Genomic DNA, 23,880 nt, shown 5'->3' with positions numbered 1-23,880 from the left:
ACTCGTCAATTGCGGTAGAGAATCACCATGAACAAGATGGCCGAGATGATCCAGGCCCACCTGCTGAGCGCCATCGACAACGATGACCTGGTGCTGCCGACCCTGCCGGAAGTGGCCTTGAGCATTCGCGAAGCCGCCGAAGACAGCGAGATCAGCGTCAGTACCCTGAGCAAGGTGATCGGTCGCGATGCAGCGTTGTCGGCGCGCCTGATCAAGGTGGTCAACAGCCCCTTGCTGCGCGCCGCCACCGAGGTCACCGACCTGCAAACGGCCATCACCCGCCTGGGCATCAACTACAGCTGCAACCTGGCGATCGGCCTGGTGATCGAGCAGATCTTCCATGCCCGCTCGGATGTGGTTGAGCAAAAAATGCGCGAGATCTGGTCAAAAAGCCTCGAAGTGGCTGGCATCAGCTATGAGCTGTGCCTGCGATTCACCCAGCTCAAGCCGGACCAGGCAGCCCTCGCTGGCCTGGTTCATCAGATTGGCGCGCTGCCGATCCTGCTGTATGCCGAAGAGCACAACGAGCTGCTCTCCGACCCGGTCAGCCTGAACTATGTAATCGAACAGATTCACCCGGCACTGGGCGACAAGATCCTCAGCGTCTGGGAGTTCCCCGAGCAACTGGTGCACCTGCCCGGGCTGATCCAGGACCTGGATCGCGGCACCGACAAGGTCGACTACGTCGATATCGTGCAGATCGCCCAGGTGCTCAGCAACAACAGCAAGGAACGACCGCTGGCCGCCCTGCCCGCCTACCGCCACCTTGGCCTGCCTACCGGCACTGAACTGCAGGCCAGCGACCTGCTCAATGCCAAGGCAATGTTCCGCTAGTCAGCGCTGAAGCTGACCCGCACCTTCAAGCCGCCACGCTCACCATCGTGCAGGCTGATCTGCGCCAGGTGCGCGCGGCAGATCTCGCCGACAATCGCCAGACCCAGGCCAGTGCCCTGGGCGCCGCGCCGGTAGAAGCGCTCGAAGACCTTTTCGCGCTCGCTTTCAGGAATCCCCGGGCCGTCGTCTTCGACTTCGAGAATGCCCGGCTCAACCACGCGCAGAATCACATCGCCGCCCTTGGGCGTATACGCCATGGCGTTATCGACCAGGTTGCTCAGCAACTCATTGAGCAGCGTCGGCTCGCCGCGCACCCACACCGGCCCCTCGGTCTCCAGCGCCAGGGCGACGCCACGCGCATGGGCCAGCGGCGCCATGGCCATGCCCAGCTCGCGGGCCAATTGGCTGAGGTCGAGCAATTGCGCGCCGCCTTCGGCAATCGCCCGGGCGCCGTTCTCGACCCGCGCCAGCGACAGCAACTGGTTGGCCAGGTGGGTCAGGCGATCGGTGCCTTGCGCGGCGGCCTCAAGGGTTTCGCGCCAGACTTGCGGCTCGTTGGAGCGCAAGCCCAGTTCGACCCGCGCCTTTAGCGCCGCCAGCGGCGTGCGCAGTTCATGGGCGGCCTCGGCGATAAACTGTGCCTGGCGTTCGAACTGGCCGCGCAAGCGTTCGGTAAAGTGGTTCAGGGCGCGCACCAGCGGGCTCAGCTCGCGCTGCACCTGGACCACCGGCAAGGCCCGCAGGTCATCGGGCTGGCGTTCTTCCACAGCGCTGCGCAAGCGCTCTAGCGGGCGCAGGGCGGCGCTGACGGCAAACCACACCAGCATCAGCGCGCCGAGGGCGAGCATACCCAGGCGCAGCAGGGTATCGGCCATCAGGCTGCGGGCCATGCGTACCCGCGCCTCTTCGGTTTCGGCCACGCGGATTTCGGCCATGCCGTTCATGTTCGGCTCGCTGACCGCCTTGAGCAGGCTGACCACGCGCACGTCCTGACCCAGATAACGGGCGTTGTAAAAGCGCGCCAGGGCCGGGTAATCGTCGGTGCGCGGGGTATTGGGCGGCGGCGCCGGGAGGTTTTCGTAGCCGGAGATCAAGCGCTGGTGAATATCGTTGACCTGGTAGTAGATTCGCCCGGCGCTGTCGTAGGCGAAAGTGTCCAGGGCCACGTAGGGCACATCGGCGCTGAGGGTGCCGTCGCGTTGTGACAGGCCCGCGGCGATGGTCCGTGCCGAGGCCAGCAAGGTGCGATCGTAGGCCGTGTCGGCGGCTTCACGGCCGTTCCAGTAAGCGCTCAGGCCGCTGGCCAGCATCAGCACCACCAGCAGGATTGCCAGGTTCCATAGCAGTCGCCCGCGCAGGCTGTCGCTGTTACGCATCTTTGTGCTCGAGCAAGTAGCCGAGCCCCCTGAAGGTGACGATCGCCACCGCATGGCCGTCGAGCTTCTTGCGCAGGCGGTGCACGTAGATTTCGATAGCATCGGCACTAGCTTCTTCGTCCAGGCCGAACACCTGGGCGGCCAGCTGCTCTTTGCTCATCACCCGCCCGGGCCGCGCAATCAGTGCTTCGAGCACCGCCTGCTCGCGGGAGGTCAGGGTCAGCAGCTCTTCGCCGAGGGTGAAGCGCCGGGTATCGAGGTCGTAAACCAGCGGCCCGCAGCGCTGCTGGCGCTCGCCACCGAGCACGCTACGGCGCAGCAGGGCCTTGACCCGCGCCTCAAGCTCGGTCAGCTCGAACGGCTTGGCCAGGTAATCGTCGGCGCCCAGGTTCAGGCCATGGACCCGGTCCTTGACGTCGCTGCGCGCGGTCAGCATCAGCACCGGCACGGTCTTGCCACGGGCCCTAAGGCGCGCCAGCACCTCGAAGCCGTCCATCCGCGGCAGGCCGACATCGAGTACCGCCACGGCGTATTCCTCGCTGGCCAGGGCCAGGTCGGCGGCCACGCCATCATGCAGCACATCCACGGTCAGGCCGGTGCTTTTCAGGGCCTGGGCCACGCTTTCGGCCAGTTGCAGATGGTCTTCGACGAGCAGCACACGCATCGATTTCTCCCCTTTGCGTCGCGTTCAATGGCGCGGAGTGTACAACCGACAGCCCGCCTGTGAAGCCTTCGGCGCAATCAAAAGCTGCTGAAAGGTTAGCGAAAGGTTCACGCCCTAGCATCCTCTCACGGCTCACTCTGCTTGCCGTAAAACCGGACCCAAGGTCCGAACTAATAAGAACAATAACGGAGTCACTCCACGATGCTGTCCATGCAGCCGCAGGCGTACGCGCCTACCCGACGTCTACCTTCCCGCCAGACCGCAGTTGCCAGCGCCCTCGCCCTTGCCGGCGTCGCCCCGTTGAGCCAGGCCGCCTTCTTCGATGACAGCAAGGCGAGCTTCGAAACCCGCAACATGTACTTCAACCGCGACTTTCGCGATGGCACCAGCGCCCAGCAATCCAAGCGTGACGAATGGGCCCAGGGCTTCATGCTCAATTTCGAGTCAGGTTATACCGACGGTACTGTAGGCTTCGGCCTGGATGCCCTGGGGATGCTCGGTATCAAGCTCGACTCAAGCCCCGACCGCACCGGCACCGGCCTGCTGCCAACCCACGACGATGGCCGCGCCGCCGACGAGTATTCCAAGCTCGGCCTGACCGGCAAGGTGAAGATCTCCGCGACCGAACTCAAGATCGGCACGCTGATCCCGGAGCTGCCGACCCTGCAGCCAAACGACGGGCGCATCCTGCCGCAGACTTTCGAGGGCGGCCTGCTGACCTCGGGTGAAATCAGCAACCTGACCTTCACCGGCGGGCGCCTGGAAAAAGCCCGCGACCGCGACAGCACCAACAACGAGGACATCGCCCTCAACAACAAGAACAGCCGATTCCTTGGCACCGTCGCCGGCAACCATTTCGACATGGCCGGCCTGGACTACAGGTTCACCGACAAGATTACCGGCAGCTACCACTGGGCCCAGCTCGATGACGTCTACCGCCAGCACTTCGTCGGCTTGATCGCCTCCCAGCCGTGGGGCCCGGGCACCTTCGGCGCCGACCTGCGCATGGCCTTCAGTGACGACCAGGGCCAGGCCCGCGGTGGCAACATCGACAACACCGCGCTCAACGGCATGCTCAGCTACGGCCTGAACGGCCACAAGCTCAGCGCCGGCTACCAGCACCTGTCCGGCGACACCGCCTTCCCCTATGTCGATGGCGCCGACCCGTACCTGGTCAACTTCGTACAGATCAACGACTTCGCCGGCGCCGACGAGCGCTCCTGGCAGGCCCGTTACGACTACGACTTCAGCAAGCTCGGCATCCCCGGCCTGACCTTCATGAGCCGCTACATCAGCGGCGATAATGTCAGCCTGGCCAATGGTGGCGAGGGCAAGGAGTGGGAACGCAACACCGAGTTCAAGTACGTGGTGCAAAGTGGCGCCCTGAAAAACGTCGCCGTGCGCCTGCGCAACGCCACCTTCCGCTCCAACTTCGCCCGCGATGCCGACGAAGTGCGACTGCTGGTGAGTTACAGCCTTGCGCTGTGGTAATCCCTGATAACAATAACGTTCACGGAGAGACACAATGACTTTTTCACTGCGCCGCATTGCCCTCGCCACCGGTTGCCTGCTGCTGGCCGGCAACGTTCTGGCGGGCGAACCGAAACGCCCTGAATGCATCGCCCCGGCTTCGCCCGGCGGCGGTTTCGACCTGACCTGCAAACTGGTGCAAAGCGCCCTGGTCAACGAAAAGATCCTCAGCAAACCGATGCGCGTCACCTACATGCCCGGCGGTGTCGGCGCGGTGGCCTATAACGCGGTGGTCGCCCAGCGTCCGGCCGATGCCGGCACCCTGGTGGCCTGGTCCAGTGGTTCGTTGCTGAACCTGGCCCAGGGCAAGTTCGGCCGTTTCGATGAAAACGCCGTGCGCTGGCTGGCGGCGGTAGGCACCAGCTATGGTGCCATTGCCGTGAAAAGCGATTCGCCCTACAAGACCCTCGACGACCTGGTCGCGGCGCTGAAAAAAGACCCGAGCAAGGTGGTGATCGGCTCCGGCGGCACCGTCGGCAGCCAGGACTGGATGCAGACCGCGCTGATCGCCAAGGCCGCCGGGATCAACCCGCGCGACCTGCGCTACGTGGCCCTGGAAGGCGGCGGCGAAATCGCCACGGCGCTGCTCGGCGGGCACATTCAGGTCGGCAGCACCGACATCTCCGACTCCATGCCGCACATCCAGAGCGGTGACATGCGCCTGCTTGCGGTGTTCGCCGAAACCCGCCTGGACGAGCCGGAAATGAAGGACATCCCCACCGCCAAGGAACAAGGCTACGACATCGTCTGGCCGGTGGTGCGCGGTTTCTACCTCGGGCCGAAAGTCACCGATGAAGAGTACGACTGGTGGAAAGCCTCGTTCGACAAGCTGCTGGCCTCCGAAGAGTTCGCCAAGCTGCGCGATCAGCGCGAGCTGTTCCCCTTCGCCATGACCGGTGTCGAGCTGGACACCTACGTCAAGAAGCAGGTGGCTGACTACAAGGCCCTGGCCAAGGAATTTGGCTTGATTCAATAAGCCTCTCCCCTTTCGAACGCATCGCGGGGCAAGCCCGCTCCCACTTGCCCCGCGAATAGAGGATTCCCCAATGATCCTGCAACGTCTCTTCGCCCTGTTTTTGCTGGCGCTGTGCGCCGCCCTGGCCGTAATGGCCTGGCCCTACCAGGCAGCCTTTTCCTACGAACCGGTCGGGCCACGTGCCTATCCCTTGCTGATGCTCGGCCTGATGGCTGCGGGCCTGCTGTACCTGGCCTTTCGTCCCACGCCGATCGTGCACAAGGACGACGAACCCGAACTAGACCGCGAAACCCTGAACAAGATCGGCCTCTGCGTCGCCTTGCTGCTGGTCTTCGCCGCCACCTTCGAGCCGCTGGGTTTCATTGTCAGCAGCATTCTTATCGGCGTGCCGATGGCGCGCCTGTATGGTGGGCGCTGGCTACCCAGCGTGGTGATCATCGGCCTGATGAGCATCGCCCTGTACTGGCTGTTCGACCGCGTGATGGATGTACCCCTGCCCCTCGGCCTGCTCGACGTTCTGGAGAACTGACATGGATACGCTTGGTTATCTCGGCCAGGGCTTCGGCGTCGCCCTGAGCCCCTACAATCTGGTCACCGCCCTGTGCGGCACCCTGATCGGCACCGTGGTCGGCCTGCTGCCGGGCCTGGGCCCGATCAACGGCGTGGCGCTGCTGATTCCGATTGCCTTCGCCCTCGGCCTGCCGCCGGAGTCGGCGCTGATTTTGCTGGCAGCGGTGTACCTGGGCTGCGAATACGGCGGGCGGATCAGCTCGATCCTGCTCAATATCCCCGGTGAAGCTTCGACGGTGATGACTACCCTCGACGGCTACCCCATGGCCCGCCAGGGCCTGGCCGGGGTGGCGCTGTCGCTGTCGGCTTGGAGTTCGTTCATCGGCGCCTTTATCGCTACCTGCGGCATGGTGCTGTTCGCGCCGCTATTGGCGAAATGGGCGATTGCCTTCGGCCCGGCGGAGTATTTCGTGCTGATGGTGTTCGCCATTGTCTGCCTGGGTGGCATGGCCGGCGACCGGCCGTTGAAGACCTTCATCGCCGCGCTGATCGGGCTGTTTCTTTCCAGTGTCGGCATCGACGCCAACAGCGGCGTGTACCGCTTTACCGGCGACAGCGTGCACCTGGCCGACGGCATTCAGTTCGTGGTGCTGGTGCTGGGGCTGTTCTCCATCAGCGAGATTCTCCTGCTGCTGGAAAAAACCCACCATGGCCACGAAGCGGTGAAAGCCACCGGGCGCATGCTGTTCAATTTCAAGGAAGCGGCCTCGGTATTCGTCGTCAACATTCGCTGCGGCCTGCTCGGTTTCATCATGGGCGTGCTGCCCGGTGCCGGCGCAACCCTGGCCAGCGCCGTGGCCTACATGACCGAAAAGCGCATCGCCGGTGCCAGCGGCACCTTCGGCAAGGGCGACAAGCGCGGCCTGGCCGCACCGGAAACCGCCATCGGCGCCTCCTGCTGCGGCGCCCTGGTGCCAATGCTGACCCTCGGCGTACCCGGCTCGGGCACCACCGCGGTGATGATCGGCGCCCTGACTCTGTACAACATCACCCCGGGGCCGATGCTGTTCGCCCAGCAACCGGACATCGTCTGGGGGCTGATCGCGTCGTTGTTCATCGCCAACATCATGCTGGTGATCCTCAACATCCCGATGATCCGCATCTTCACCCGCATCCTCGCCGTGCCGAACTGGGCGCTGGTGCCGGTGATCGCGATCATCACCGCGATCGGTGTGTACGCGGTGCATGCCACCACCTTCGACCTGTTCCTGATGATCGGTATCGGTATCTTCGGCTACATCCTGCGCAAGCTGGACTTCCCGCTGTCGCCAATCTTGCTGGGCTTCATCCTCGGCGGGTTGATGGAGCAGAACCTGCGCCGGGCGCTGTCGATTTCCAATGGTGCCCTGGACATCCTCTGGTCGAGCCCGATCAGCATGAGCGTGTGGGGCCTGACCATCGCCATGATGCTTTTGCCGCTGCTGCGCATCTGGCGCAAGCGCAGCCTTCAGCGTCGTGCCCTGGCCGATGTCTGATGGCCGCTTGAAACTGTACTGGGCCACCGGCCTGGTCGGCCTGGCCGGCGGTTACCTCGCCAGCAGGGTCGGCTGGCCGCTGCCGTGGATGGTCGGCTCGTTGCTGGCGATCATCCTCGTGCGTTGCCTGACGCCCTGGCAATTGAGCGAGATCCCCGGCGGGCGCAAGTGCGGGCAGTGGATCATTGGTATCGGGATCGGCCTGCACTTCACCCCGGCGGTGGTCGAGCAGGTGGCGAGCAACTTCGGCCTGATTTTCTGCGGGGCGCTGATCACCAGTGTTTCCAGTGTGGTCGGGGTGTGGTTGCTGCGCCGTACTGGCGAAGACCGCGCCACAGCGTTCTTTTCCAGCATGCCCGGTGGCTCCGGGGAGATGGTCAACCTCGGCGCCCGTAACGGTGCGGTGCTCAGCCAGGTGGCGGCAGCGCAGAGTTTGCGGGTGCTGGCGGTGGTGCTGTGTGTGCCGGCGCTGTTCAAGTTTTTGCTCGGCAATGGCGTGCCGCTGACCCACGCCGGGAGCGTGCACTGGGGCTGGCTGGTAGTGATCTGCCCGCTGGGGGTGTTGCTGGCCCTGGGCTGGCAGCGTTTGAAACAACCCAACCCGTGGCTGTTCGGGCCGTTGCTGGTGGCGGCGGTGGCCAGTGTCAGCGCCAACCTGCAGGTGGCCCTGCCCGATGGCGCCAGCCAGATCGGCCAATGGCTGATCGGCAGCGGTCTGGGTTGTCACTTCAACCGCGCGTTCTTTCGCCGGGCACCGTCGTTTCTCGGCCGCACCTTGATTGCCACGGCGCTGACCATGTTGATCGCAGGCCTTGCGGCGGGTGTGCTCAGTGTCATGACCAACCTCGACCTGCGCTCGCTGACCCTGGGCATGATGCCCGGCGGCATCGCCGAAATGAGCCTGACCGCCGAAACCCTGCAACTGTCGGTGCCACTGGTCACGGCGCTACAGGTGATGCGTTTGCTGTTCGTGCTGTTTCTGGCCGAACCGTTATTCAGGCACTGGGAAAAACGCTGCGACTGAAACAAAAAAAGAGGAAGCCAAGGCTTCCTCTTTTCAGTTACGCGCTTACCAGGTGAAACGCACGCCGACGTTGGCACCGAACGGCTTTTCGATCTTGTCGCCGTTGCTGTAATCGATATCGGCATGCAACTGCAGGCGCTCGGACAGCGACACGGCAATACCGGCACCGACCTCGGCACGCGAGCCGGACAGGTCGTTGTTGAACACGTTGTCGTTGACCTTGACCTGGTTGTTCTTGGCGAACTCGTGCACCGCGGCAGCGCGCAGGTACGGCTGGGCAAAGCGTCCCTCGCCAAGATCAAAGTTGCGACCCACCGTGGCACCGGCCTTGCCGAGCACCGAGGTAGTACGGTCACCTTCAGCCTTCAGGCCGCTGTCCAGGTCGTAGGACGCACCCTGGATGCTCACTGCCGACACTTGGGCGAAAGGTTCAACGAAGTAGCCGTCATCGAGCTTGATGTGACGACCGAACTCAGCCGATGCACCCACACCGTTGGTCTTGTAGTTGCCCTTGGCCTGGCTGCCGTCGCTCATCGCCACCTTGGACTTGTTGTCGAAGCGGTTGACCTTGGCCACCGCGTCAAAGTAGTAACCGCTGTCCTGGTCCAGCCAGGTGGTGTAGGCACCGGCGTAGTAGCTGTCGACCGTACCGGTAGTACCGCGGCTCAGGTCCAGGTCGGACTTGCTATGACCGGCCAGCACACCCACCAGCCACTGGCTGTCGCCCACCTGGGCATCGGCACCCAGGGTGAAGCCCTGCTGGGTTTGCTTGTAGGCGGTGCCAGACGACTCGGCAACGTTGTACTTGCTACCGTAAGCCCGGCCCCAGGCGCCGCTTTTACCTTCGTTGTAGCGCAACTCGCCCATGCGGGTACGCAGCGACGACAGCTCGCCGTACCACACGGTCGGTGCGGTATTGAACAGCGCCAGGACCGAACGGGTGCCGGGGCTGATGACCTTCTTCTCGGTGTCCAGGTGCCAGTCGTTGCCTTCCTTGGTCAGGTCATAGGAAAACGCGCCCAGGTCGACAGGGCCGTTCACCAGGCTGAACTCGGCATCGCCGCCGCCGGTAGTGACCACGGTGATCCGCTCGACAGCGGCCGGGTCGTGACCACTGGCACTGATGGCGAGGGTGTGCTGACCGTTGGCCTGACCGCTGACATTGAGCAGGTCGCCTTCGCCAGTGGCGAAGTCAGCCGACATATGAAAGGTGCCGTTGCCAGCCAACTCGCCTAGGTCCAGGCGATAAAACTGGCCAGGCTCGCCAAACTGCACATGGCCGCCCTGCAGGCTCAATTGTTCAACCTGGCTGTCACCCACCAGCGCCCAGGTACTGTCGCCGTTGAGCGCCAGTGCGTCGACGTTTTCCAGGCGCCCCTTGAACAGCGATTGATCGTTCAGGCTCAGTTGCGCCGCGCCGCCAGTGGCGACAATCACATCACCTTCCAGGCTGGCATTGCTCAGGGTCAGTTGCGCAGTGCTGCCATCGCCTACCTGAATATTGCCGACCAGGTCGCTGCGGCCAATCTGCATCTTTGCCGAACCACCGTTCTTGAGCTCAAGCAGGGTGCCATTGGCGCCTTCCAGGCTCGAACCATTGAGTACGTCGATACGGGCGGTGGTTGCAGAATCCACCACCAGGGCCGGCCCTGCTTCCCCGATCACTTTGCTGTTGTCCAGCAGCAAAGTCGGCGCCTGCTCGTTGGCTTCAGAGCCATAGTATTCATGAGACAAACGCACACCGCTCTCGGCGCCCTTGATCACGCTGTTGTGCGCCTGGGCCTGGCCGCCGATCATCAACAGACCATCAGCCGTAGCACCGGTCAGGCTCGAGTCTTTGAGCGACAGATTGCTATAGGCGCTGAGGGTTGCACCGAATCGGCCACCGTTGATTTCGCTGCTCTGGACCTGGACCTCGGACCCGGTCGCCGAACCATCGAGCAATCGGCCAACCGTCAGGCCGTTGCCCTGAGCGCTATCGATACGTGCGTTGGCGATACGGGCGGTACTGCTCACCAGGGCAACAGCGTTGTTCGAGCCGACGGCAGTGACGGTGCCACCCTCGATGTTCAGTTGGCCCTTGCGCACTTGAATGTGCTCGGTACGCGCACCCTGGACATTCAGAGTGGCATTTTCCAATACGCGATAGTTGTAGGACGGCGTCCCCGAGGTAGCGGTAAAGGTCTGGTTGCTTTCGACAACCTGGGTGATAGCCAGGGCCTGAGCCGATGCCATCACCAAAGGTGCGACAAGGGCTGCCTGCAAGGCGCACGAAAGCGCCGAGGGTTTGAAGATGCTTGGCTTGGTCATGAGATTCTACTCCGCAGCATTGAGACTATTCAGTTCCGGATTAAACAGAGCCAACTAGTTCAAGCCCCGTTTGTTCGGAGCTCAGAATAGAAACTTCTGACAAAATCTTATGTAGGAATATTCCTCATAAGAAGTAGGCGCTATCAACAGGCGGTGTCGCGTCCATATAGAAAAAATAAAGCCGAGCATTGCTCGGCTTCATTCGTTATCAAACACTCAGCTTATGGCCTTCCTGGGCAGAGCCCGGTCCCCTGTTCGCCATAGTAATCGTAAGATTTCACTGGGGAACGGCCGATAGCCTGGCCACCACGTTCCTGAATCCAATACAACTCGACATATCCGCTGCGCAGCGGCTCCATGCAGGGAACCCACGGGATAGTAAGGTTTACCCCAGTATCAATTTCGTTCTGATTGAGCACCTCCCGTGAAAATGACGAACGCGTCGATTCGACAGGCAGCTTGTCAACAAAGCCTTCCAGACCTATCCAGTACACCGTAACGGTGTCGCCTATTTGAAGATTTTGAGCATCAACAATCTTGGCAGTTACACCATTCCACGGCGCGTCCTCGCAAGCAATAGCGCCGGGATATTTCACGGTTAACGTTGGCTCGTTGACCTCTGCCAATGGAATGGCACTGACATCCACCAACTGACTACCCGACGACTGATAATTGGTGGTAGTGGCATTGGCAAAAATTTTGTAGAACAGTGGAATGTCTGTTCCATTACCAACCGTGACAATATCGTCCCAGCTGATTTGCAACGGGATCGAGTCACCGGGATTGTCTGTGCCCTTCACTATGTATTCGGCCACCAACAGACTTTCTGTACCGAAATAAAGCCGAATAACCTCTCCCATTTGCGCAGGGTCATAAAGAGCAAAACTGACATCGGCAGGCTGGCCTTCATCCTCTGGGCGCAGAAGATTCTCTTCACCCGTCGACGAGGTCAGTAGCGGCACATCCAGCGTCGGGTTGACCGGCTCGGGTTCGCCTGGATTAGGTGGCCCAATCAACTCCAGATCTACTTCCACGTCCAGTACAGGGGAGGGATAGGTCTTGGTACGGATGACTTCATAGCGCACCTGGGCCGTATGCGCGGTCCCCTCGACCCCACTGGAGATAACTGCCCACGGTGCGGTAAACGGTAAAGGCCAATTGGGGGTAGGCGGCAGAGTAATCTGATCCACATAATTATTATTCCAGTAGACGCGCACCAAATCACCCGCCAGCGCATTGGTATATTCATCCACTTCAATCAGTACGCCCTCACGTGCCTCGACAATATCAATGGGCGCAGCATCCACCCTGGGTGCCAGCAAGTCGATAGGTGTTGGTTCAAGGATGACGAACACTTGCTGGCGGTGCGCCAGGCTAGTCGGATTGCCGGCCCGGTCTTCCAGTATATAGGTCACCCGCTTGAGGCCAGGCCCGGCAAGGAGCAGCTCGTCCTTTGTCATCTCTACAATGATAGGTCTTTCGCTGACCACCGCGCCCTTGTTGGGTTGGGACTGCTCATCGCCAAAGAGGATTGCCCAATAGTCACCCACTTGCGGATCAAGGTAGTCTGGAATCTGCAACACTAACTTATTGTCGTGCGCTTCCAGATACTCGGGCGTCACCGTAGCATCCTCCAGATCCAGCGGAAGAATGATGGCCTCCGGGAAACCACCATGAGTCGGATTGAGCCTGTCTACTGTTACCCTAAGACTCTGCGAAGTCCCATTATTGGGGTTTCTGGAGTTGACGACTTCAAAATGGACAATTTTCTCACCGTGTGACTCAAGCACCGGGTCTTGCAGCGTCACGGGAGTGGGGTTAGAGTCTGCATGGGGCACAGGTTTCTCAAAGGTATAAACCGGCCTTTCGTTAATATAAACGGTTACCGTATCGATCGATGTAGGCGGCCCCACGGTAGGGAAAGCCGGAATTTCCACCTTGAGCCCTTCTGGAATTTTCGGTGTTCGCAGTAAATTAATTTGCCCCCCGGGAATATTCGGCTCTGTGTTAGTAGGCACCGGCGGATTATACAAGTTTCGAAAATTTCTAGGCTTCGGGGCCCGCGTTTTGGCTTTTTCGGCTGACACCTTGGTTGTCGTTTCAAACTTGGTCATCTTGGTATCTCCTGCAAATAGAAATAGGCTTGGAACACCATCAGCACCTCAGTCGACTCAGCCGCCGTCCTGCCAAGCAACGGCATTGCGGGGGCGAAGCCAAACCTTTTTTCAGAGCAAAACGTCGTCTTGTTTATTGCAACTGCGCAATCACTTCAGCGTATTGAGTCAACATCATTGAACACAGTATTCACGCCTCAAGATCACAATACAGGCCCGTACTCAGATCGATGACTGACAACCTCGCACGGGCCAACCCCGACTCCCCCACACCACTACCGTCGCCTTTCTCCAGGCGATACCGGACATTACCGCCCCCCCCCACCCGGCGCACTTCGAGCCGCCAACTTGATCAGCGGGTCGTAGGGCAATACGGTAAACCTGTAGCCATGCTCGGCCTCGAGGTCTTCGCGGGTCAGAACATGTTCGAAACGTCCCTGGGTTCCAGGGATCGGGTTATTGCCCGATTGGTTGTAGTCGCCCTCCCAAAGCAGGATGAGCTTGTCATCCACCTGCAGTTGCGGGTCTTTGGGGATCTCTACCCGAACGCCCAACCATGGCTGTTCTTCGCAACGTATCCATTGATTGGTCTTGGCATCTGGAAAGGTGGCGGGCGCCAGGCCTTCGATGACTCGCACCTCGACACGCACGGATGTTATAGGCGACCGTTGCCGGTTTACCCCATTGAACGTGGTGTACTGCATCGGCAGGGCAGGTGAATTGCCGACACTATGGATAATCGCCCAAGGAACCCTCAGCACGATCAATTGCCCGCCAACATCCTCAACCTTCACCTCGTAGCGATCCACCGCCTGCGGATGACTGCCCCAGAACAGTTCCAGCACCTGACCGAATTGCGGGTTGTCATACAGAAGGATCTCGACGCGCGCGTCCTGCCCGGCATCGGCGCCTGTGAGCACATTATCGGCTGTCGTGCCCTTGACTACAGCCGGTAGCAACAAGGGGTTGACCGGATCCGGACCGGGAGGCGGACCGGCCACCGTCAGGTCGATGTCTACCCATAAGGTCGAAGAGGTGAGCGAAGCCCCACCGCGTCGCCAGGTGTAGTGCACCCGATCAACAAAAGGTGCAGCAAAGCCTCCCGCCGCGAGGATTGCCCAACTGACCGGGGCCCTCAAAGGCCACTGCTGGTTCTCGGCAATGGTGATAAGGCGAAGCGCCAAACTACGCCAGTAGACCTGAACCTGATCGCCTTGCTGTGCATCGCTGATGACGTCGATGTGAACCTCGACACCTGCGCGGGCATCTTCCAGGTCAATCAGCCCATCGATATCGAACCTGGGCACCCGAGGGTCAGGCAGGTCGCCCGGCAATTCATCCAGCACTACCTCAACTGGCTGGACCTCGGATTTTGGCCCGCGGTTACCGGTTCGATCTTCCAGGCGATAGTAGGCTTCATGCAGGCCTGAACCGCTCTCACGAACCAGCATTGCATCGTATTGCACAATTATCGGCGCATTGACATCGGTAATGCGCAGTTCACCGGCATAGGGCAGTTCGCGTGATTGCTCATCCGTATCGATAACGGGCAACTTTTCCCAGTAGTAGGTCAGCAGGTCGCCCACCCTGATATCTGGCCAAGGCTCGACCCGGGCATCGACCGTGTCGTGCCGGCTGAGATAATCCTCGGTAACGCCGCTGATCAGGACTTCCTGGTCAAACTGCAGGGGTGACCCTTCTTCGTCGCCATTGGGCGCCTGCTTATCGATGAACAGGTGCGTTGCGTGCGAAGTGGACGGGTTCAACGATACCGTAACGCGGTACTCGACCCGGGCGGGGCCAGGCGCCGCCATGTACTCCGAGGGCATCTTGCAGACAACCGGGATCACATCTTCCGGAATCACTGGCTGAGTGAAGGTAAATGTTTCAACCACATCGCTTCGCCAGAGAAACTCAACTTTCGTATCCACGTTCGGAGGAGCGGCACTGTAATCAGCCCAAATCTCCTCGATCCTGATTTCCAATGGGCGTAGCTGATCTTCCTTGCGGACCAAATGCCCCAATAAATCATCGTCCGTCAGCTCCATTGCGGCCGGGATGACCGGCGCGGCGTAGCGTTCCCGGGGATTTACAGGATCGTCAGCATCGTGAGCCATGGCGACAGTTCCTTCCAGCGAAGAGGACCGTGGCAGCCAGCCTGTAGCTGGCTGCGGTGGAAAACCTGGAAGTATTAGATGCCTATTTCAAATCGGCCGAAACTGACAAAAATGCTAGGTAGCCAGCTTCAAGCCGGCGGCAAACGCCAGTCGATCGGGGTCAGTCCGCGCTGCTCAAGGAAGCGGTTGGCCTGGCTGAAATGACCACAACCAAGAAAGCCACGGTAGGCCGACAACGGCGATGGATGCACCGACTTGAGCACCAGGTGCTTGGTGGCATCGATCAGTTTCTGCTTGCTCTGGGCATGGGCGCCCCAAAGCAGGAACACGCTGTTGGGCTGGTGCTCGCTGACCACTTCGATGATGCGGTCGGTGAAGAACTGCCAGCCCTTGTTGGCATGAGACGCGGCGTTGGCGCGCTCGACGGTCATGGTGGTGTTGAGCAGCAACACGCCCTGCTCGGCCCAGGACTGCAGGCAGCCGTGCTTGGGGATTTCGATGTTGAGGTCACGCTGCAGCTCTTTGTAGATGTTCACCAGCGACGGCGGCGTTGCCACCCCCGGTTGCACCGAGAAGCACAGGCCATGGGCCTGGCCGGGGCCGTGGTACGGGTCCTGACCGAGGATCACCACCTTGACCTGGTCCAGCGGGGTGGAGTTGAGGGCGTTGAAGATCAGCGGGCCAGGTGGGTAGATCTCTTTGCCGGCAGCGTGCTCTTCGCGCAGGAACTCGCGCAACTGGTGCATGTAGGGCTGGTCGAATTCGGCGCGCAGGGCCTCTTTCCAGCTCGGTTCAAGTTTGATGCGATCGTCGTCAGTCATGGTCGGGTCCGTAAAACAATGGCGCGACACTAGGAAAGCTGCCTGCGCTTGTCAATCGATCCGACCGGCGACCGCCGAAATCGCCAGCAGCGGCCATACTTGTGCGGATCAACCACGAGGTCGCCCATGGCTGCAGTACAGTGCGAAGAACTCACCGGCGTCGACGGCGCGCGCATCGGCGTTGCCACCCTCAATACGCCGCAAACCCTCAATGCCTTGTCGCTGCCGATGATCGAGGTACTCGACGAACAGCTCAAGGCCTGGGCCGATGACCCGGATGTGGTCTGCGTGCTGCTGCGCGGCGAAGGCGCCAAGGCCTTCTGCGCCGGTGGCGAGGTGCGCAGCCTGGCCCAGGCTTGCCTTGACCATCCCGGCCGGGTACCGCCCCTGGCGGCGCAGTTCTTTGCCGCCGAATACCGCTTCGACTACCGCCTGCATACCTACCCCAAGCCGCTGATCTGCTGGGGCCACGGCCATGTGCTGGGTGGCGGCATGGGTTTGTTGCAGGGGGCCAGTGTACGCGTGGTCACTCCCAGCAGCCGCCTGGCCATGCCGGAGATCAGCATCGGCCTGTATCCGGATGTCGGCGGCAGTTGGTTTCTGTCGCGCCTGCCCGGCAAACTGGGCTTGTTCCTCGGCCTTACCGGCGCGCCGATCAACGCCAGCGATGCCCTCGACCTGGGCCTGGCCGACCGTCTGCTGGGCGAAAGCCAGCAGGAAGAGTTGCTCGACGACCTGCTGCAATTGAACTGGCAGGAGCAGACCGCCCTGCAGCTCAACAGCCTGCTCAAGGCCCAGCAGAACGGCGCCCAGGCGCAAAGGCCAGAAGCCCAGTGGCTGCCCAGGCGCCAGCAGATCGACGCGTTGCTCGATGTCGCCGACCCGGTGTGCGCCTGGCGTGCCATCGCCCAGCTGCGCAACCACGCCGACCCGTTGCTGGCCAAGGCCGCGCAGACCATGCTCGAAGGCTGCCCGCTGACCGCGCACCTGGTCTGGGAGCAAATCCAGCGTGCGAAGTACCTGTCGCTGGCCCAGGTGTTCCAGATGGAATACACCCTGAGCCTCAATTGCTGCCAGCATCCGGAGTTCAGCGAAGGGGTGCGCGCGCGGCTGATCGACAAGGACCAGAAACCGCGCTGGCACTGGGCAGATATCGCCCAGGTGCCAACGGCGGTGGTTGAAGCGCATTTCAGCAAGGCGTGGGAAGGTCGTCACCCCTTGGCGGACCTGGCCTGAATGGCGCCTCAGCGGCGCCAGTTGCGATCCGGCCAGCCGTCACGGCTGCGCTCGTGACGTGACGATCCCTGGCGGTAGCGGTCATGGCCGCGCCCCGGGTAAGGCTTGTAGTAGTTATGCGGCGTTTCCCGGTAATAGCCGTGGGGCGCCGGACGGTAGTAATGCGGTGGCGGCGCGTAGTAACGCGGCGGTGGTGCCACGTAGTAGCGCGGCTGCGGCGCTAGGTAATAGCCGCGGCTGTAGGGATACGACGGCCGGTAGTAACCCGGATAGCCATAGCGATCGGCGGTGTAGACCTCGGTGCGGTAGTAACCGTTACCTCCATAGGGGACACAGGCGGTGGTCAGCAAACCCAACACTGCAAGCAGCAAAAGTCGGCGATACATGGCGGCCTCCCGGACCGCGAAACTGCCCATCCCAGCGGCGCTGGTCGGCGTCGATCGGCAAGTGTTCATCGACATTGAATAAGACTGTCAAAACCAGGTCCGGTGCCATTGCTGCAATAAATTGATACAAGGCCGATACCCTTAAAAATCGTAAAGTTATTTTTCTGCCACACCACTAGAATGAAGGCCATTGGCCTACAGACCGGGAATGTCATGCCGCCTCGTTCCGCCCTGTTTTCGCAGCGCTCGCTGATCCTGACATTACTGCTGTTGCTCGCCTGCGGCTTCTTGGCGACCTCCCTGCTCAGCTACTTCGCCTCACGCAGCTCGATTCGCGACAACATCGTCAACACCGAGCTGCCGCTGACCTCCGATACGGTCTATTCGGAAATCCAGAAAGACCTGGTACGCCCGATCCTGATCTCGTCGATGATGGCTCACGACACCTTCTTGCGCGACTGGGCCCTGGGCGGCGAGCGCGACACCGCCCAGGTCACCCGTTACCTGGACGAAATCATGCGCCAGCACCACGCCTATACGGCGTTCTTCGTCTCCAGCAACAGCGGTATCTATTACCAGACCAAAGGCGTTCTGAAGAAAATCGACCCGCAAGAACCCCGTGATGCCTGGTACCAGCGGGTACTGAAAATGAACACGCCCTACGAGATCAACGTCGACCTCGACATGGCCAACCAGGACCGCCTCACGGTGTTCATCAACTACCGGGTGTTCGATTACGACGGCAAGTTCATTGGCGTTGCCGGCATCGGCCTGACGGTCGAGGCGGTGATCCGCCTGATCGACGATTACCAGCAGCGCTATCAGCGCCAGGTGTTCTTCGTCGATCCGCAGGGGCGTATCGTACTTACCGGCTCCAATGGCGGTCCCCATGGCGCCAGGACCGGGCAGCCGCTGGTCGAACTGGACGGGCTCGGGCAAATGCCACAACCGGTCAGCGGCAGCCATGAATACAACAGCAGCGATGGCCATAGTCATTTCCTCAACGTGCGCCTGGTGCCGGAGCTGAACTGGTACCTGTTCGTCGACAAGCGCGAAGACGGCGCCATGGATGCCATTCGCCAGTCGCTGTACCTGAACCTGGCGATCTGCGCGATGATCACCCTGGTGGTGTTGTCGCTGCTCAATGCCATGGTCAAGCGCCATCAGGACAACATCGAAGCCCTGGCCACCCTCGACAGCCTCACCGGCCTGCCCAACCGCCGTGGCTTCGACCTGCTGGCTGCGCAAGCGCTGCAGGAAGCCCAGCGCGAACCCAAGCCGCTGATCGCCCTGCTGATCGACCTCGACCACTTCAAGGCGCTCAACGACACCCATGGCCACCTGGCCGGCGACGAAGTGCTACGCCAGTTCGCCCAGGTGCTGGAGGAATGCCTGCGCCATGCTGATATCATCTGCCGCTGGGGTGGTGAGGAATTCATCGTGCTGCTCAAGGACACCGACAGCCAGAACGCCGCGGCGGTGGCCGAGAAGATTCGCAGCAAGACCGAGGCCCTGGCCTTTACCTATGCCGAGCAGCCGATCCACCTGACCGCCAGCATCGGCTTGAGCAACCTGCAGGCCGACGATACCCTGCACAGCCTGATCGCCCGCGCCGACCGTGCCCTGTACCGGGCCAAACAAAGTGGGCGCAACCGTGTCTGCAGCGAGATACCCCGAACCGACCATGAACAGCCCCGATCATGAATGACAGCCGCCGCTGCCCCGCCTGCGGCGCCAGCAACGATTGCAGCCTGGCCGACCCGCGCACGGCCGCCCAGGCCTGCTGGTGCTACGGCGTGAGCATCGACCCCAAGGTACTCGAAGCCCTGCCCGCCGAACTGCGCAACCAGGCCTGCCTGTGCCCGCGCTGCGCCGAGGTCGAGGCGCAATTGCAGGCAGCCAAGGCCACGCCAGCCGGTTAAACTGTCGCGCCCTGCGCCTGGTTTTGTATGCGTCTCGATCGCTTCCTCAGCAACCTGCCCTGCTTCAGCCGTCAGCACGTGCGTTTGCTGCTGGTCGAACGGCGCGTACGCGTGGATGGCCAGCAGGTCAGCGATCCACGCTTCCAGGTGCGCGAATTCAGCCGCATCGAGGTCGACGAGCAACTGCTGCAGGCCGGGCGCCCGTTGCGCTACCTGATGCTGCACAAGCCCCAAGGCTGCGTCAGCGCCACCCAGGACCCGCAGCACCCGACGGTGATCGAGTTGATCGACCAAGCCGACACCGAAGATTTGCACATCGCCGGGCGCCTGGACTTCAACACCACCGGGCTGATGCTGCTGACCAACGATGGCCTGTGGTCGCGGCGCCTGACCCAGCCGCAGACCAAGCTGCCCAAGGTTTACTACGTCGAGACCGAGCAGGAGATCGGCGAGCACTACATCGAGAAATTCCGCCAGGGTTTCTACTTCGCCTTTGAAGACCTCACCACCCTGCCCGCCGAATTGACCTTGCTCGGCCCACGCAGCGCGCGCCTGAGCATCGTCGAAGGCCGCTACCACCAGGTCAAGCGCATGTTCGGCCACTTCGACAACAAGGTCGTGCGCCTGCACCGCGAACGCATGGGCCCGTTGCAGCTGGACCCCAACCTGCAGCCCGGTCAGTACCGCGCGCTCTACCCTGAAGAAATCCGGGCGATCTGAGCCAGCGACCGCCTGGCGGAAAATTTTCGTCAATTGCCCGAAAGGCACTTGCGGGTTGGCCGGGTGCCTGCTTGAATCCAATCGTCGGTCTGCATGTGACCAGCCAGTCACGATCGTAGTCCAAGACACCTTTTTGCCAGCGACCAGTGCCTCGAAGCCCCGGCGTCCGGCAGATTGCCCTCCTAGAACAATACCGGTCGACCAACGTGCCACATGGATCGACCAGGGCCCTCAGCTTCTCTTCAAGGCGTATGCCTACCTGTCATAAAGAACGCGCATCCTTGCATGTGCGAACACCCTTTTTGCGCCAGGAGTCGACGACATGAGGCCAGAAATCGCTGTGCTTGATATACAAGGTCAGTATCGGGTTTACACGGAGTTCTATCGCGCAGATGCCGCTGAGAAGACGATCATCCTGATCAATGGCTCGCTGGCCACGACGGCCTCGTTTGCCCAGACGGTGCGCAACCTGCACCCGCAATTCAACGTGGTGCTGTATGACCAGCCCTACGCCGGCAAGTCCAAGGCGCACAACCGCAACGAACATTTGCTGACCAAGGAAACCGAAGGGCAGATCCTCCTGGAGCTGATCGACCACTTTGGCGCCGATCACGTCATGTCCTTCTCCTGGGGCGGCGCCTGCACCCTGCTGGCCCTGGCGCACAAGCCGCGGCGCATCGAAAAGGCGGTGGTCAGCTCGTTCTCGCCGGTAATCAACGAACCGATGCGCGACTACCTCGAACGCGGCTGCCAGTACCTGAGCGCTTGCGATCGTTACCGGGTCGGCAACCTGGTCAACGACACCATCGGCAAGCACCTGCCGTCGCTGTTCAAGCGCTTCAACTACCGCCACGTCAGCAGCCTGGACAACCACGAATACGCGCAGATGCACTTTCACATCAACCAGGTGCTCGACCACGACCTGGGCAATGCCCTGCGGGCGGCGCGGGTGATCGACATTCCAGTGCTGTTCATGAATGGCGAGTGGGACGAATACACCACCACCGAAGATGCCCGCCAGTTCGGCCAACACGTGCGCAACAGCCACTTTCGCGAGATCCGCGCCACCGGCCACTTCCTCGACATGGAACACAAGGCCGCCTGCCGCGATACCCGCGAAGCCCTGCTGGGTTTTCTCAAACCGGCCCTGAAGGAATCGCGCCCGCGTTACAGCTACACCCAGGAGCATCATGCACTGGCTATCTGAGCGACACGGTCGCCGGTAGCGCAGCCTCCTGCATCAACGGCCCAAAAGGCTGAACAGAAGATGCACGACCTCGCGCTACTGGCCACCGGCAGATGACGCTTAAGCAACATAGGGCTTCAAATCGCGACGAAGTTCTGGTACAAAGTCAGCCCTGAAAGCGGGTGTCGTATAATGGCATTACTCCAGCTTCCCAAGCTGATAACGAGGGTTCGATTCCCTTCACCCGCTCCAGCTTCCTTCAGGTTTCAGCGCCGCTGAGGCCCTGGCCACCACTCTGGTGGCTGTTTCGCTAGATCCCCTTCGCTTCAACTGCTGCCAGCACCAGTATTCCCTGGGCCAGGTCGCGATCCGTTGCGCCTGGCGCACGCCCTTCGCGACGCAACCAGTTCAACGCCGATTCCAGATAGACACCCCGGTAAGCCCCGTCGCTGGCAATGAACGCCGCAGCATCGTCGCGAGCCTGCGCCATCACGCGTTTGCCATCTTTGCCGGAACTGGCCTCAGAGGCCATGGTGGGTCCATAGGTGGTTGCGCCAGTGAGCATGAAAGGTAGATAAAACGTGGCTCCAAGGGTCAACATGCCATCGACGTCGCCGCCGCTACCAAAGATGTCGCCCTGGCCCTGGGCACTGCAGCACCAGGCCAGGCTCAGCAACATTGCGCGCTTTTTCCAGCGATTGATCATGCGTTCCATCGGTATCCATTCACTGTCCCTGTAATCGCCCGGCATTCTCCACGGCTTGAGCCAGACTTAACAGCAGTGTTTTTGACTTGGCGCCCTGCCCAGGCGCCGCGCGCTGCGCTTTAATAGCCCACCGCGAAACACTCGAAAGGATCCGTGCATGTTTCTCTCCCGCTGGCTGCCTGGCCTGGCCAATCTGTTGCAGTACCGCCGCGAATGGTTTCGTCATGACCTGCAGGCCGGCCTGTCGGTGGCGGCGATCCAGATTCCCATCGCCATCGCCTATGCGCAGATCGTCGGCCTGCCGCCGCAGTACGGGTTGTATGCGTGCATCCTGCCGATGATGGTCTATGCGCTGATCGGCAGTTCGCGGCAATTGATGGTCGGCCCGGATGCCGCCACCTGCGCCATGGTCGCCGGGGCCATTGCGCCGTTGGCCATGGGCGATCCGGCGCGGCTGGCGCAGTTGTCGGTGATTGTCACCATCCTCGTTGGCCTGATGCTGATCGGTGCCGGGCTGGCGCGGGCCGGGTTCATTGCCAGTTTCTTCTCGCGACCGATCCTTATCGGCTACCTCAACGGTATCGGCCTGAGCCTGCTGGCCGGGCAACTGGGCAAGGTGCTGGGCTTTCAGATCGAGGGCAACGGCTTTGTCCTCAGCCTGATCAACCTGCTGCAGCGCCTGGGCGAAATCCACTGGCTGACCCTGATGATCGGCGTTGCCGGGCTGGGCTTGCTGATCTGGTTGCCGCGCCGCTACCCGCGCCTGCCAGCGGCGTTGGTCACCGTGGCAGTGGCCACCCTGGTAGTCGGGCTGTTTGGCCTCGACCGCTTTGGCGTGGCGATCCTCGGCCCGGTGCCGGCCGGCATGCCGGAACTGGCCTGGCCGCAAACCAATCTGGAAGAAATGAAAAGCCTGTTGCGCGACGCCCTGGGTATCGCCACCGTGAGTTTTTGCAGCGCCATGCTGACTGCCCGCAGCTTTGCTGCCCGCCATGGCTATGCGATCAACGCCAACCATGAGTTCCTTGCTCTCGGGGTCACCAATATCGCCGCTGGGGTTTCCCAGGGCTTTGCCATCAGCGGCGCCGACTCGCGCACCGCGGTCAACGACATGGTCGGCGGCAAAAGCCAGTTGGTGGGGATTATCGCCGCCCTGGTCATCGCCCTGATCCTGCTGGCCTTCACCACGCCCATGGCCTGGATTCCCCAGGCTGCCCTCGGTGCGGTTTTGCTGATGGCCGGCTGGGGGCTGATCGATGTGCAGTCGCTGAAAAAAATCTACCGCCTCAGCCGCTTCGAGTTCTGGCTGTGCGTGCTGACTACCGTCGGCGTGCTCGGCGTCGGTGTGCTGCCGGGCATCATCATCGCTGTGACCCTGGCGATCCTGCGTTTGCTCTACAGCATCTACCAGCCCACCGATGCGGTGCTCGGCTGGGTGCCGGGCATCGAAGGCCAGGTCGACATCCGCCGCCACCAGGATGCGCGCACGGTGCAGGGGCTGGTGGTGTATCGCTTTGACGATGCGATCCTGTTCTTCAACGCCGACTACTTCAAGATGCGCTTGCTCGAGGCGGTGCAGCGCGAGGAGCAACCACGCGCGGTGCTGTTCGATGCCGAAGCGGTCAGTTCCATCGATGTCAGCGGCATTGCTGCCCTGCGCGAAGTGCGCGATACCCTGACAGCCCGCGGCATCTACTTCGGTATCGCCCGGGCACGCGGGCGCTTCTTGCGCATGCTGGTGCGCTCGGGGATCGCCCGGGAGATGGAGAACGGCTTGCTGTTTGGCTCGGTGCGTTCGGGGATCCGGGCGTATCGGTTGTGGCGCAATCGCAGTCGCAGGGCAACGGTGCCGGGGATGGAAACGGCATCGCGGGGCAAGCCCGCTCCTACAGATGGGTAGGAGCGGGCTTGCC

The 23,880-nt window shown here is 61.6% G+C and carries 20 protein-coding genes and 1 tRNA gene; 13 read left to right on the top strand and 8 right to left on the bottom strand.

The genetic code is table 11. The annotated features are described in order from the left end of the window. The first annotated feature begins 27 nt into the window (after positions 1-27). Positions 28-834 carry an HDOD domain-containing protein gene (locus ACIOVF_RS10510; protein ID WP_123564656.1) on the top strand — a complete coding sequence of 269 codons (807 nt, stop codon included), beginning with the start codon at positions 28-30 and terminating at the stop codon, positions 832-834. Here ACIOVF_RS10510 and ACIOVF_RS10505 read toward each other — a convergent pair. Continuing rightward, positions 831-2,210, bottom strand: coding sequence for a sensor histidine kinase (locus ACIOVF_RS10505; RefSeq protein ID WP_045197615.1), 1,380 nt, complete (start codon positions 2,208-2,210; stop codon positions 831-833). The genes ACIOVF_RS10510 and ACIOVF_RS10505 overlap by 4 nt on opposite strands. Then, on the bottom strand, positions 2,203-2,874 hold the full coding sequence (locus ACIOVF_RS10500) for a response regulator (protein ID WP_045197613.1): 672 nt from the start codon (positions 2,872-2,874) through the stop codon (positions 2,203-2,205). Before ACIOVF_RS10500 ends, ACIOVF_RS10505 begins: the two co-directional genes overlap by 8 nt. A gap of 201 nt (positions 2,875-3,075) precedes the next feature. Between ACIOVF_RS10500 and ACIOVF_RS10495 the strand changes: the two genes are divergently transcribed. The 5 genes from ACIOVF_RS10495 to ACIOVF_RS10475 all read left to right on the top strand — a co-directional run bounded on the left by ACIOVF_RS10495 (position 3,076) and on the right by ACIOVF_RS10475 (position 8,449). Then, positions 3,076-4,365, top strand: a complete 1,290-nt coding sequence (locus tag ACIOVF_RS10495; RefSeq protein WP_258607877.1) for an OprD family porin — start codon at positions 3,076-3,078, stop codon at positions 4,363-4,365. Positions 4,366-4,399: 34 nt separating this feature from the next. After that, positions 4,400-5,380 (top strand): tripartite tricarboxylate transporter substrate binding protein, encoded by a 981-nt coding sequence (locus tag ACIOVF_RS10490; RefSeq protein WP_045197609.1) that lies wholly within the window; start codon positions 4,400-4,402, stop codon positions 5,378-5,380. A 70-nt stretch (positions 5,381-5,450) separates the two neighbouring features. After that, entirely contained in the window at positions 5,451-5,909 is a 459-nt protein-coding gene (locus ACIOVF_RS10485) for a tripartite tricarboxylate transporter TctB family protein (protein WP_045197606.1), read from the top strand. Position 5,910: 1 nt separating this feature from the next. Next, a complete protein-coding gene (locus ACIOVF_RS10480) occupies positions 5,911-7,425 on the top strand; it encodes a tripartite tricarboxylate transporter permease (RefSeq protein WP_258715674.1) in 1,515 nt (504 codons plus the stop codon). Beyond that, positions 7,418-8,449 (top strand): AbrB family transcriptional regulator, encoded by a 1,032-nt coding sequence (locus ACIOVF_RS10475; protein ID WP_401289263.1) that lies wholly within the window; start codon positions 7,418-7,420, stop codon positions 8,447-8,449. The genes ACIOVF_RS10480 and ACIOVF_RS10475 overlap by 8 nt, the downstream gene beginning before the upstream one ends. Positions 8,450-8,494: 45 nt before the next feature. On the opposite strand, the gene ACIOVF_RS10470 is transcribed toward ACIOVF_RS10475, so the two are convergent. The 4 genes from ACIOVF_RS10470 to ung all read right to left on the bottom strand — a co-directional run bounded on the left by ACIOVF_RS10470 (position 8,495) and on the right by ung (position 15,811). Then, a complete protein-coding gene (locus ACIOVF_RS10470; protein ID WP_401289260.1) occupies positions 8,495-10,759 on the bottom strand; it encodes an autotransporter outer membrane beta-barrel domain-containing protein in 2,265 nt (754 codons plus the stop codon). A 221-nt stretch (positions 10,760-10,980) separates the two neighbouring features. Next, on the bottom strand, positions 10,981-12,873 hold the full coding sequence (locus tag ACIOVF_RS10465) for a hypothetical protein (protein ID WP_401289257.1): 1,893 nt from the start codon (positions 12,871-12,873) through the stop codon (positions 10,981-10,983). A 308-nt stretch (positions 12,874-13,181) separates the two neighbouring features. Beyond that, on the bottom strand, positions 13,182-14,990 hold the full coding sequence (locus tag ACIOVF_RS10460) for a hypothetical protein (RefSeq protein ID WP_401289254.1): 1,809 nt from the start codon (positions 14,988-14,990) through the stop codon (positions 13,182-13,184). Between the two features lie 128 nt (positions 14,991-15,118). Beyond that, positions 15,119-15,811, bottom strand: coding sequence for a uracil-DNA glycosylase (ung, locus tag ACIOVF_RS10455; RefSeq protein ID WP_401289251.1), 693 nt, complete (start codon positions 15,809-15,811; stop codon positions 15,119-15,121). A gap of 126 nt (positions 15,812-15,937) precedes the next feature. Between ung and ACIOVF_RS10450 the strand changes: the two genes are divergently transcribed. Continuing rightward, positions 15,938-17,047, top strand: a complete 1,110-nt coding sequence (locus tag ACIOVF_RS10450) for an enoyl-CoA hydratase/isomerase family protein (protein WP_045197589.1) — start codon at positions 15,938-15,940, stop codon at positions 17,045-17,047. Between the two features lie 8 nt (positions 17,048-17,055). Here ACIOVF_RS10450 and ACIOVF_RS10445 read toward each other — a convergent pair whose 3' ends face one another. Beyond that, complete coding sequence (locus ACIOVF_RS10445) at positions 17,056-17,433, bottom strand: hypothetical protein (protein WP_195884905.1); 378 nt, start codon at positions 17,431-17,433, stop codon at positions 17,056-17,058. A gap of 213 nt (positions 17,434-17,646) precedes the next feature. On the opposite strand from ACIOVF_RS10445, the gene ACIOVF_RS10440 reads away from it, so the two are divergent. From ACIOVF_RS10440 to ACIOVF_RS10420, 5 genes are all read left to right on the top strand, one after another. Continuing rightward, positions 17,647-19,137 carry a sensor domain-containing diguanylate cyclase gene (locus ACIOVF_RS10440; RefSeq protein ID WP_045197587.1) on the top strand — a complete coding sequence of 497 codons (1,491 nt, stop codon included), beginning with the start codon at positions 17,647-17,649 and terminating at the stop codon, positions 19,135-19,137. Next, the gene (locus tag ACIOVF_RS10435) at positions 19,134-19,355 is read left to right on the top strand and encodes a cysteine-rich CWC family protein (RefSeq protein ID WP_045197585.1); all 222 of its coding nucleotides are present in this window, start codon (positions 19,134-19,136) and stop codon (positions 19,353-19,355) included. Before ACIOVF_RS10440 ends, ACIOVF_RS10435 begins: the two co-directional genes overlap by 4 nt. Before the next feature lie 27 nt (positions 19,356-19,382). Next, positions 19,383-20,075, top strand: coding sequence for a pseudouridine synthase (locus ACIOVF_RS10430; protein WP_401289246.1), 693 nt, complete (start codon positions 19,383-19,385; stop codon positions 20,073-20,075). A gap of 322 nt (positions 20,076-20,397) precedes the next feature. Next, positions 20,398-21,282: an alpha/beta fold hydrolase gene (locus ACIOVF_RS10425; RefSeq protein ID WP_045197581.1), complete on the top strand. Its 885-nt coding sequence runs from the start codon at positions 20,398-20,400 to the stop codon at positions 21,280-21,282. A 157-nt stretch (positions 21,283-21,439) separates the two neighbouring features. Further along, a tRNA-Gly gene (locus ACIOVF_RS10420) sits at positions 21,440-21,513 on the top strand. A 58-nt stretch (positions 21,514-21,571) separates the two neighbouring features. Here the strand turns inward: ACIOVF_RS10420 and ACIOVF_RS10415 are convergent. Continuing rightward, entirely contained in the window at positions 21,572-21,976 is a 405-nt protein-coding gene (locus tag ACIOVF_RS10415) for a DUF2388 domain-containing protein (RefSeq protein WP_401289242.1), read from the bottom strand. A 148-nt stretch (positions 21,977-22,124) separates the two neighbouring features. Here ACIOVF_RS10415 and ACIOVF_RS10410 point away from each other — a divergent pair, with 148 nt between their 5' ends. Beyond that, positions 22,125-23,867 carry a SulP family inorganic anion transporter gene (locus ACIOVF_RS10410; protein WP_401289239.1) on the top strand — a complete coding sequence of 581 codons (1,743 nt, stop codon included), beginning with the start codon at positions 22,125-22,127 and terminating at the stop codon, positions 23,865-23,867. Positions 23,868-23,880 lie beyond the last annotated feature (13 nt).

Origin of the sequence: Pseudomonas sp. NPDC087612, from assembly GCF_044743505.1 — a bacterium.
Lineage (GTDB): Bacteria > Pseudomonadota > Gammaproteobacteria > Pseudomonadales > Pseudomonadaceae > Aquipseudomonas.
Note: the sequence above shows the minus strand (reverse complement) of the source record. Positions and strands in the feature narration are given on the sequence as shown.

What these genes read in the sequence shown, in the direction of transcription:
- ACIOVF_RS10485 (WP_045197606.1), top strand. Translation starts at nt 5,451, where the DNA reads ATGATCCTGCAACGTCTCTTCGCCCTGTTTTTGCTGGCGCTGTGCGCC.
- ACIOVF_RS10445 (WP_195884905.1), bottom strand. Translation starts at nt 17,433, where the DNA reads ATGTATCGCCGACTTTTGCTGCTTGCAGTGTTGGGTTTGCTGACCACC.
- ACIOVF_RS10425 (WP_045197581.1), top strand. Translation starts at nt 20,398, where the DNA reads ATGAGGCCAGAAATCGCTGTGCTTGATATACAAGGTCAGTATCGGGTT.
- ACIOVF_RS10490 (WP_045197609.1), top strand. Translation starts at nt 4,400, where the DNA reads ATGACTTTTTCACTGCGCCGCATTGCCCTCGCCACCGGTTGCCTGCTG.
- ung (WP_401289251.1), bottom strand. Translation starts at nt 15,811, where the DNA reads ATGACTGACGACGATCGCATCAAACTTGAACCGAGCTGGAAAGAGGCC.
- ACIOVF_RS10450 (WP_045197589.1), top strand. Translation starts at nt 15,938, where the DNA reads ATGGCTGCAGTACAGTGCGAAGAACTCACCGGCGTCGACGGCGCGCGC.
- ACIOVF_RS10415 (WP_401289242.1), bottom strand. Translation starts at nt 21,976, where the DNA reads ATGGAACGCATGATCAATCGCTGGAAAAAGCGCGCAATGTTGCTGAGC.
- ACIOVF_RS10500 (WP_045197613.1), bottom strand. Translation starts at nt 2,874, where the DNA reads ATGCGTGTGCTGCTCGTCGAAGACCATCTGCAACTGGCCGAAAGCGTG.
- ACIOVF_RS10440 (WP_045197587.1), top strand. Translation starts at nt 17,647, where the DNA reads ATGCCGCCTCGTTCCGCCCTGTTTTCGCAGCGCTCGCTGATCCTGACA.
- ACIOVF_RS10435 (WP_045197585.1), top strand. Translation starts at nt 19,134, where the DNA reads ATGAATGACAGCCGCCGCTGCCCCGCCTGCGGCGCCAGCAACGATTGC.
- ACIOVF_RS10460 (WP_401289254.1), bottom strand. Translation starts at nt 14,990, where the DNA reads ATGGCTCACGATGCTGACGATCCTGTAAATCCCCGGGAACGCTACGCC.
- ACIOVF_RS10465 (WP_401289257.1), bottom strand. Translation starts at nt 12,873, where the DNA reads ATGACCAAGTTTGAAACGACAACCAAGGTGTCAGCCGAAAAAGCCAAA.
- ACIOVF_RS10495 (WP_258607877.1), top strand. Translation starts at nt 3,076, where the DNA reads ATGCTGTCCATGCAGCCGCAGGCGTACGCGCCTACCCGACGTCTACCT.
- ACIOVF_RS10470 (WP_401289260.1), bottom strand. Translation starts at nt 10,759, where the DNA reads ATGACCAAGCCAAGCATCTTCAAACCCTCGGCGCTTTCGTGCGCCTTG.
- ACIOVF_RS10475 (WP_401289263.1), top strand. Translation starts at nt 7,418, where the DNA reads ATGTCTGATGGCCGCTTGAAACTGTACTGGGCCACCGGCCTGGTCGGC.
- ACIOVF_RS10430 (WP_401289246.1), top strand. Translation starts at nt 19,383, where the DNA reads ATGCGTCTCGATCGCTTCCTCAGCAACCTGCCCTGCTTCAGCCGTCAG.
- ACIOVF_RS10505 (WP_045197615.1), bottom strand. Translation starts at nt 2,210, where the DNA reads ATGCGTAACAGCGACAGCCTGCGCGGGCGACTGCTATGGAACCTGGCA.
- ACIOVF_RS10480 (WP_258715674.1), top strand. Translation starts at nt 5,911, where the DNA reads ATGGATACGCTTGGTTATCTCGGCCAGGGCTTCGGCGTCGCCCTGAGC.
- ACIOVF_RS10410 (WP_401289239.1), top strand. Translation starts at nt 22,125, where the DNA reads ATGTTTCTCTCCCGCTGGCTGCCTGGCCTGGCCAATCTGTTGCAGTAC.
- ACIOVF_RS10510 (WP_123564656.1), top strand. Translation starts at nt 28, where the DNA reads ATGAACAAGATGGCCGAGATGATCCAGGCCCACCTGCTGAGCGCCATC.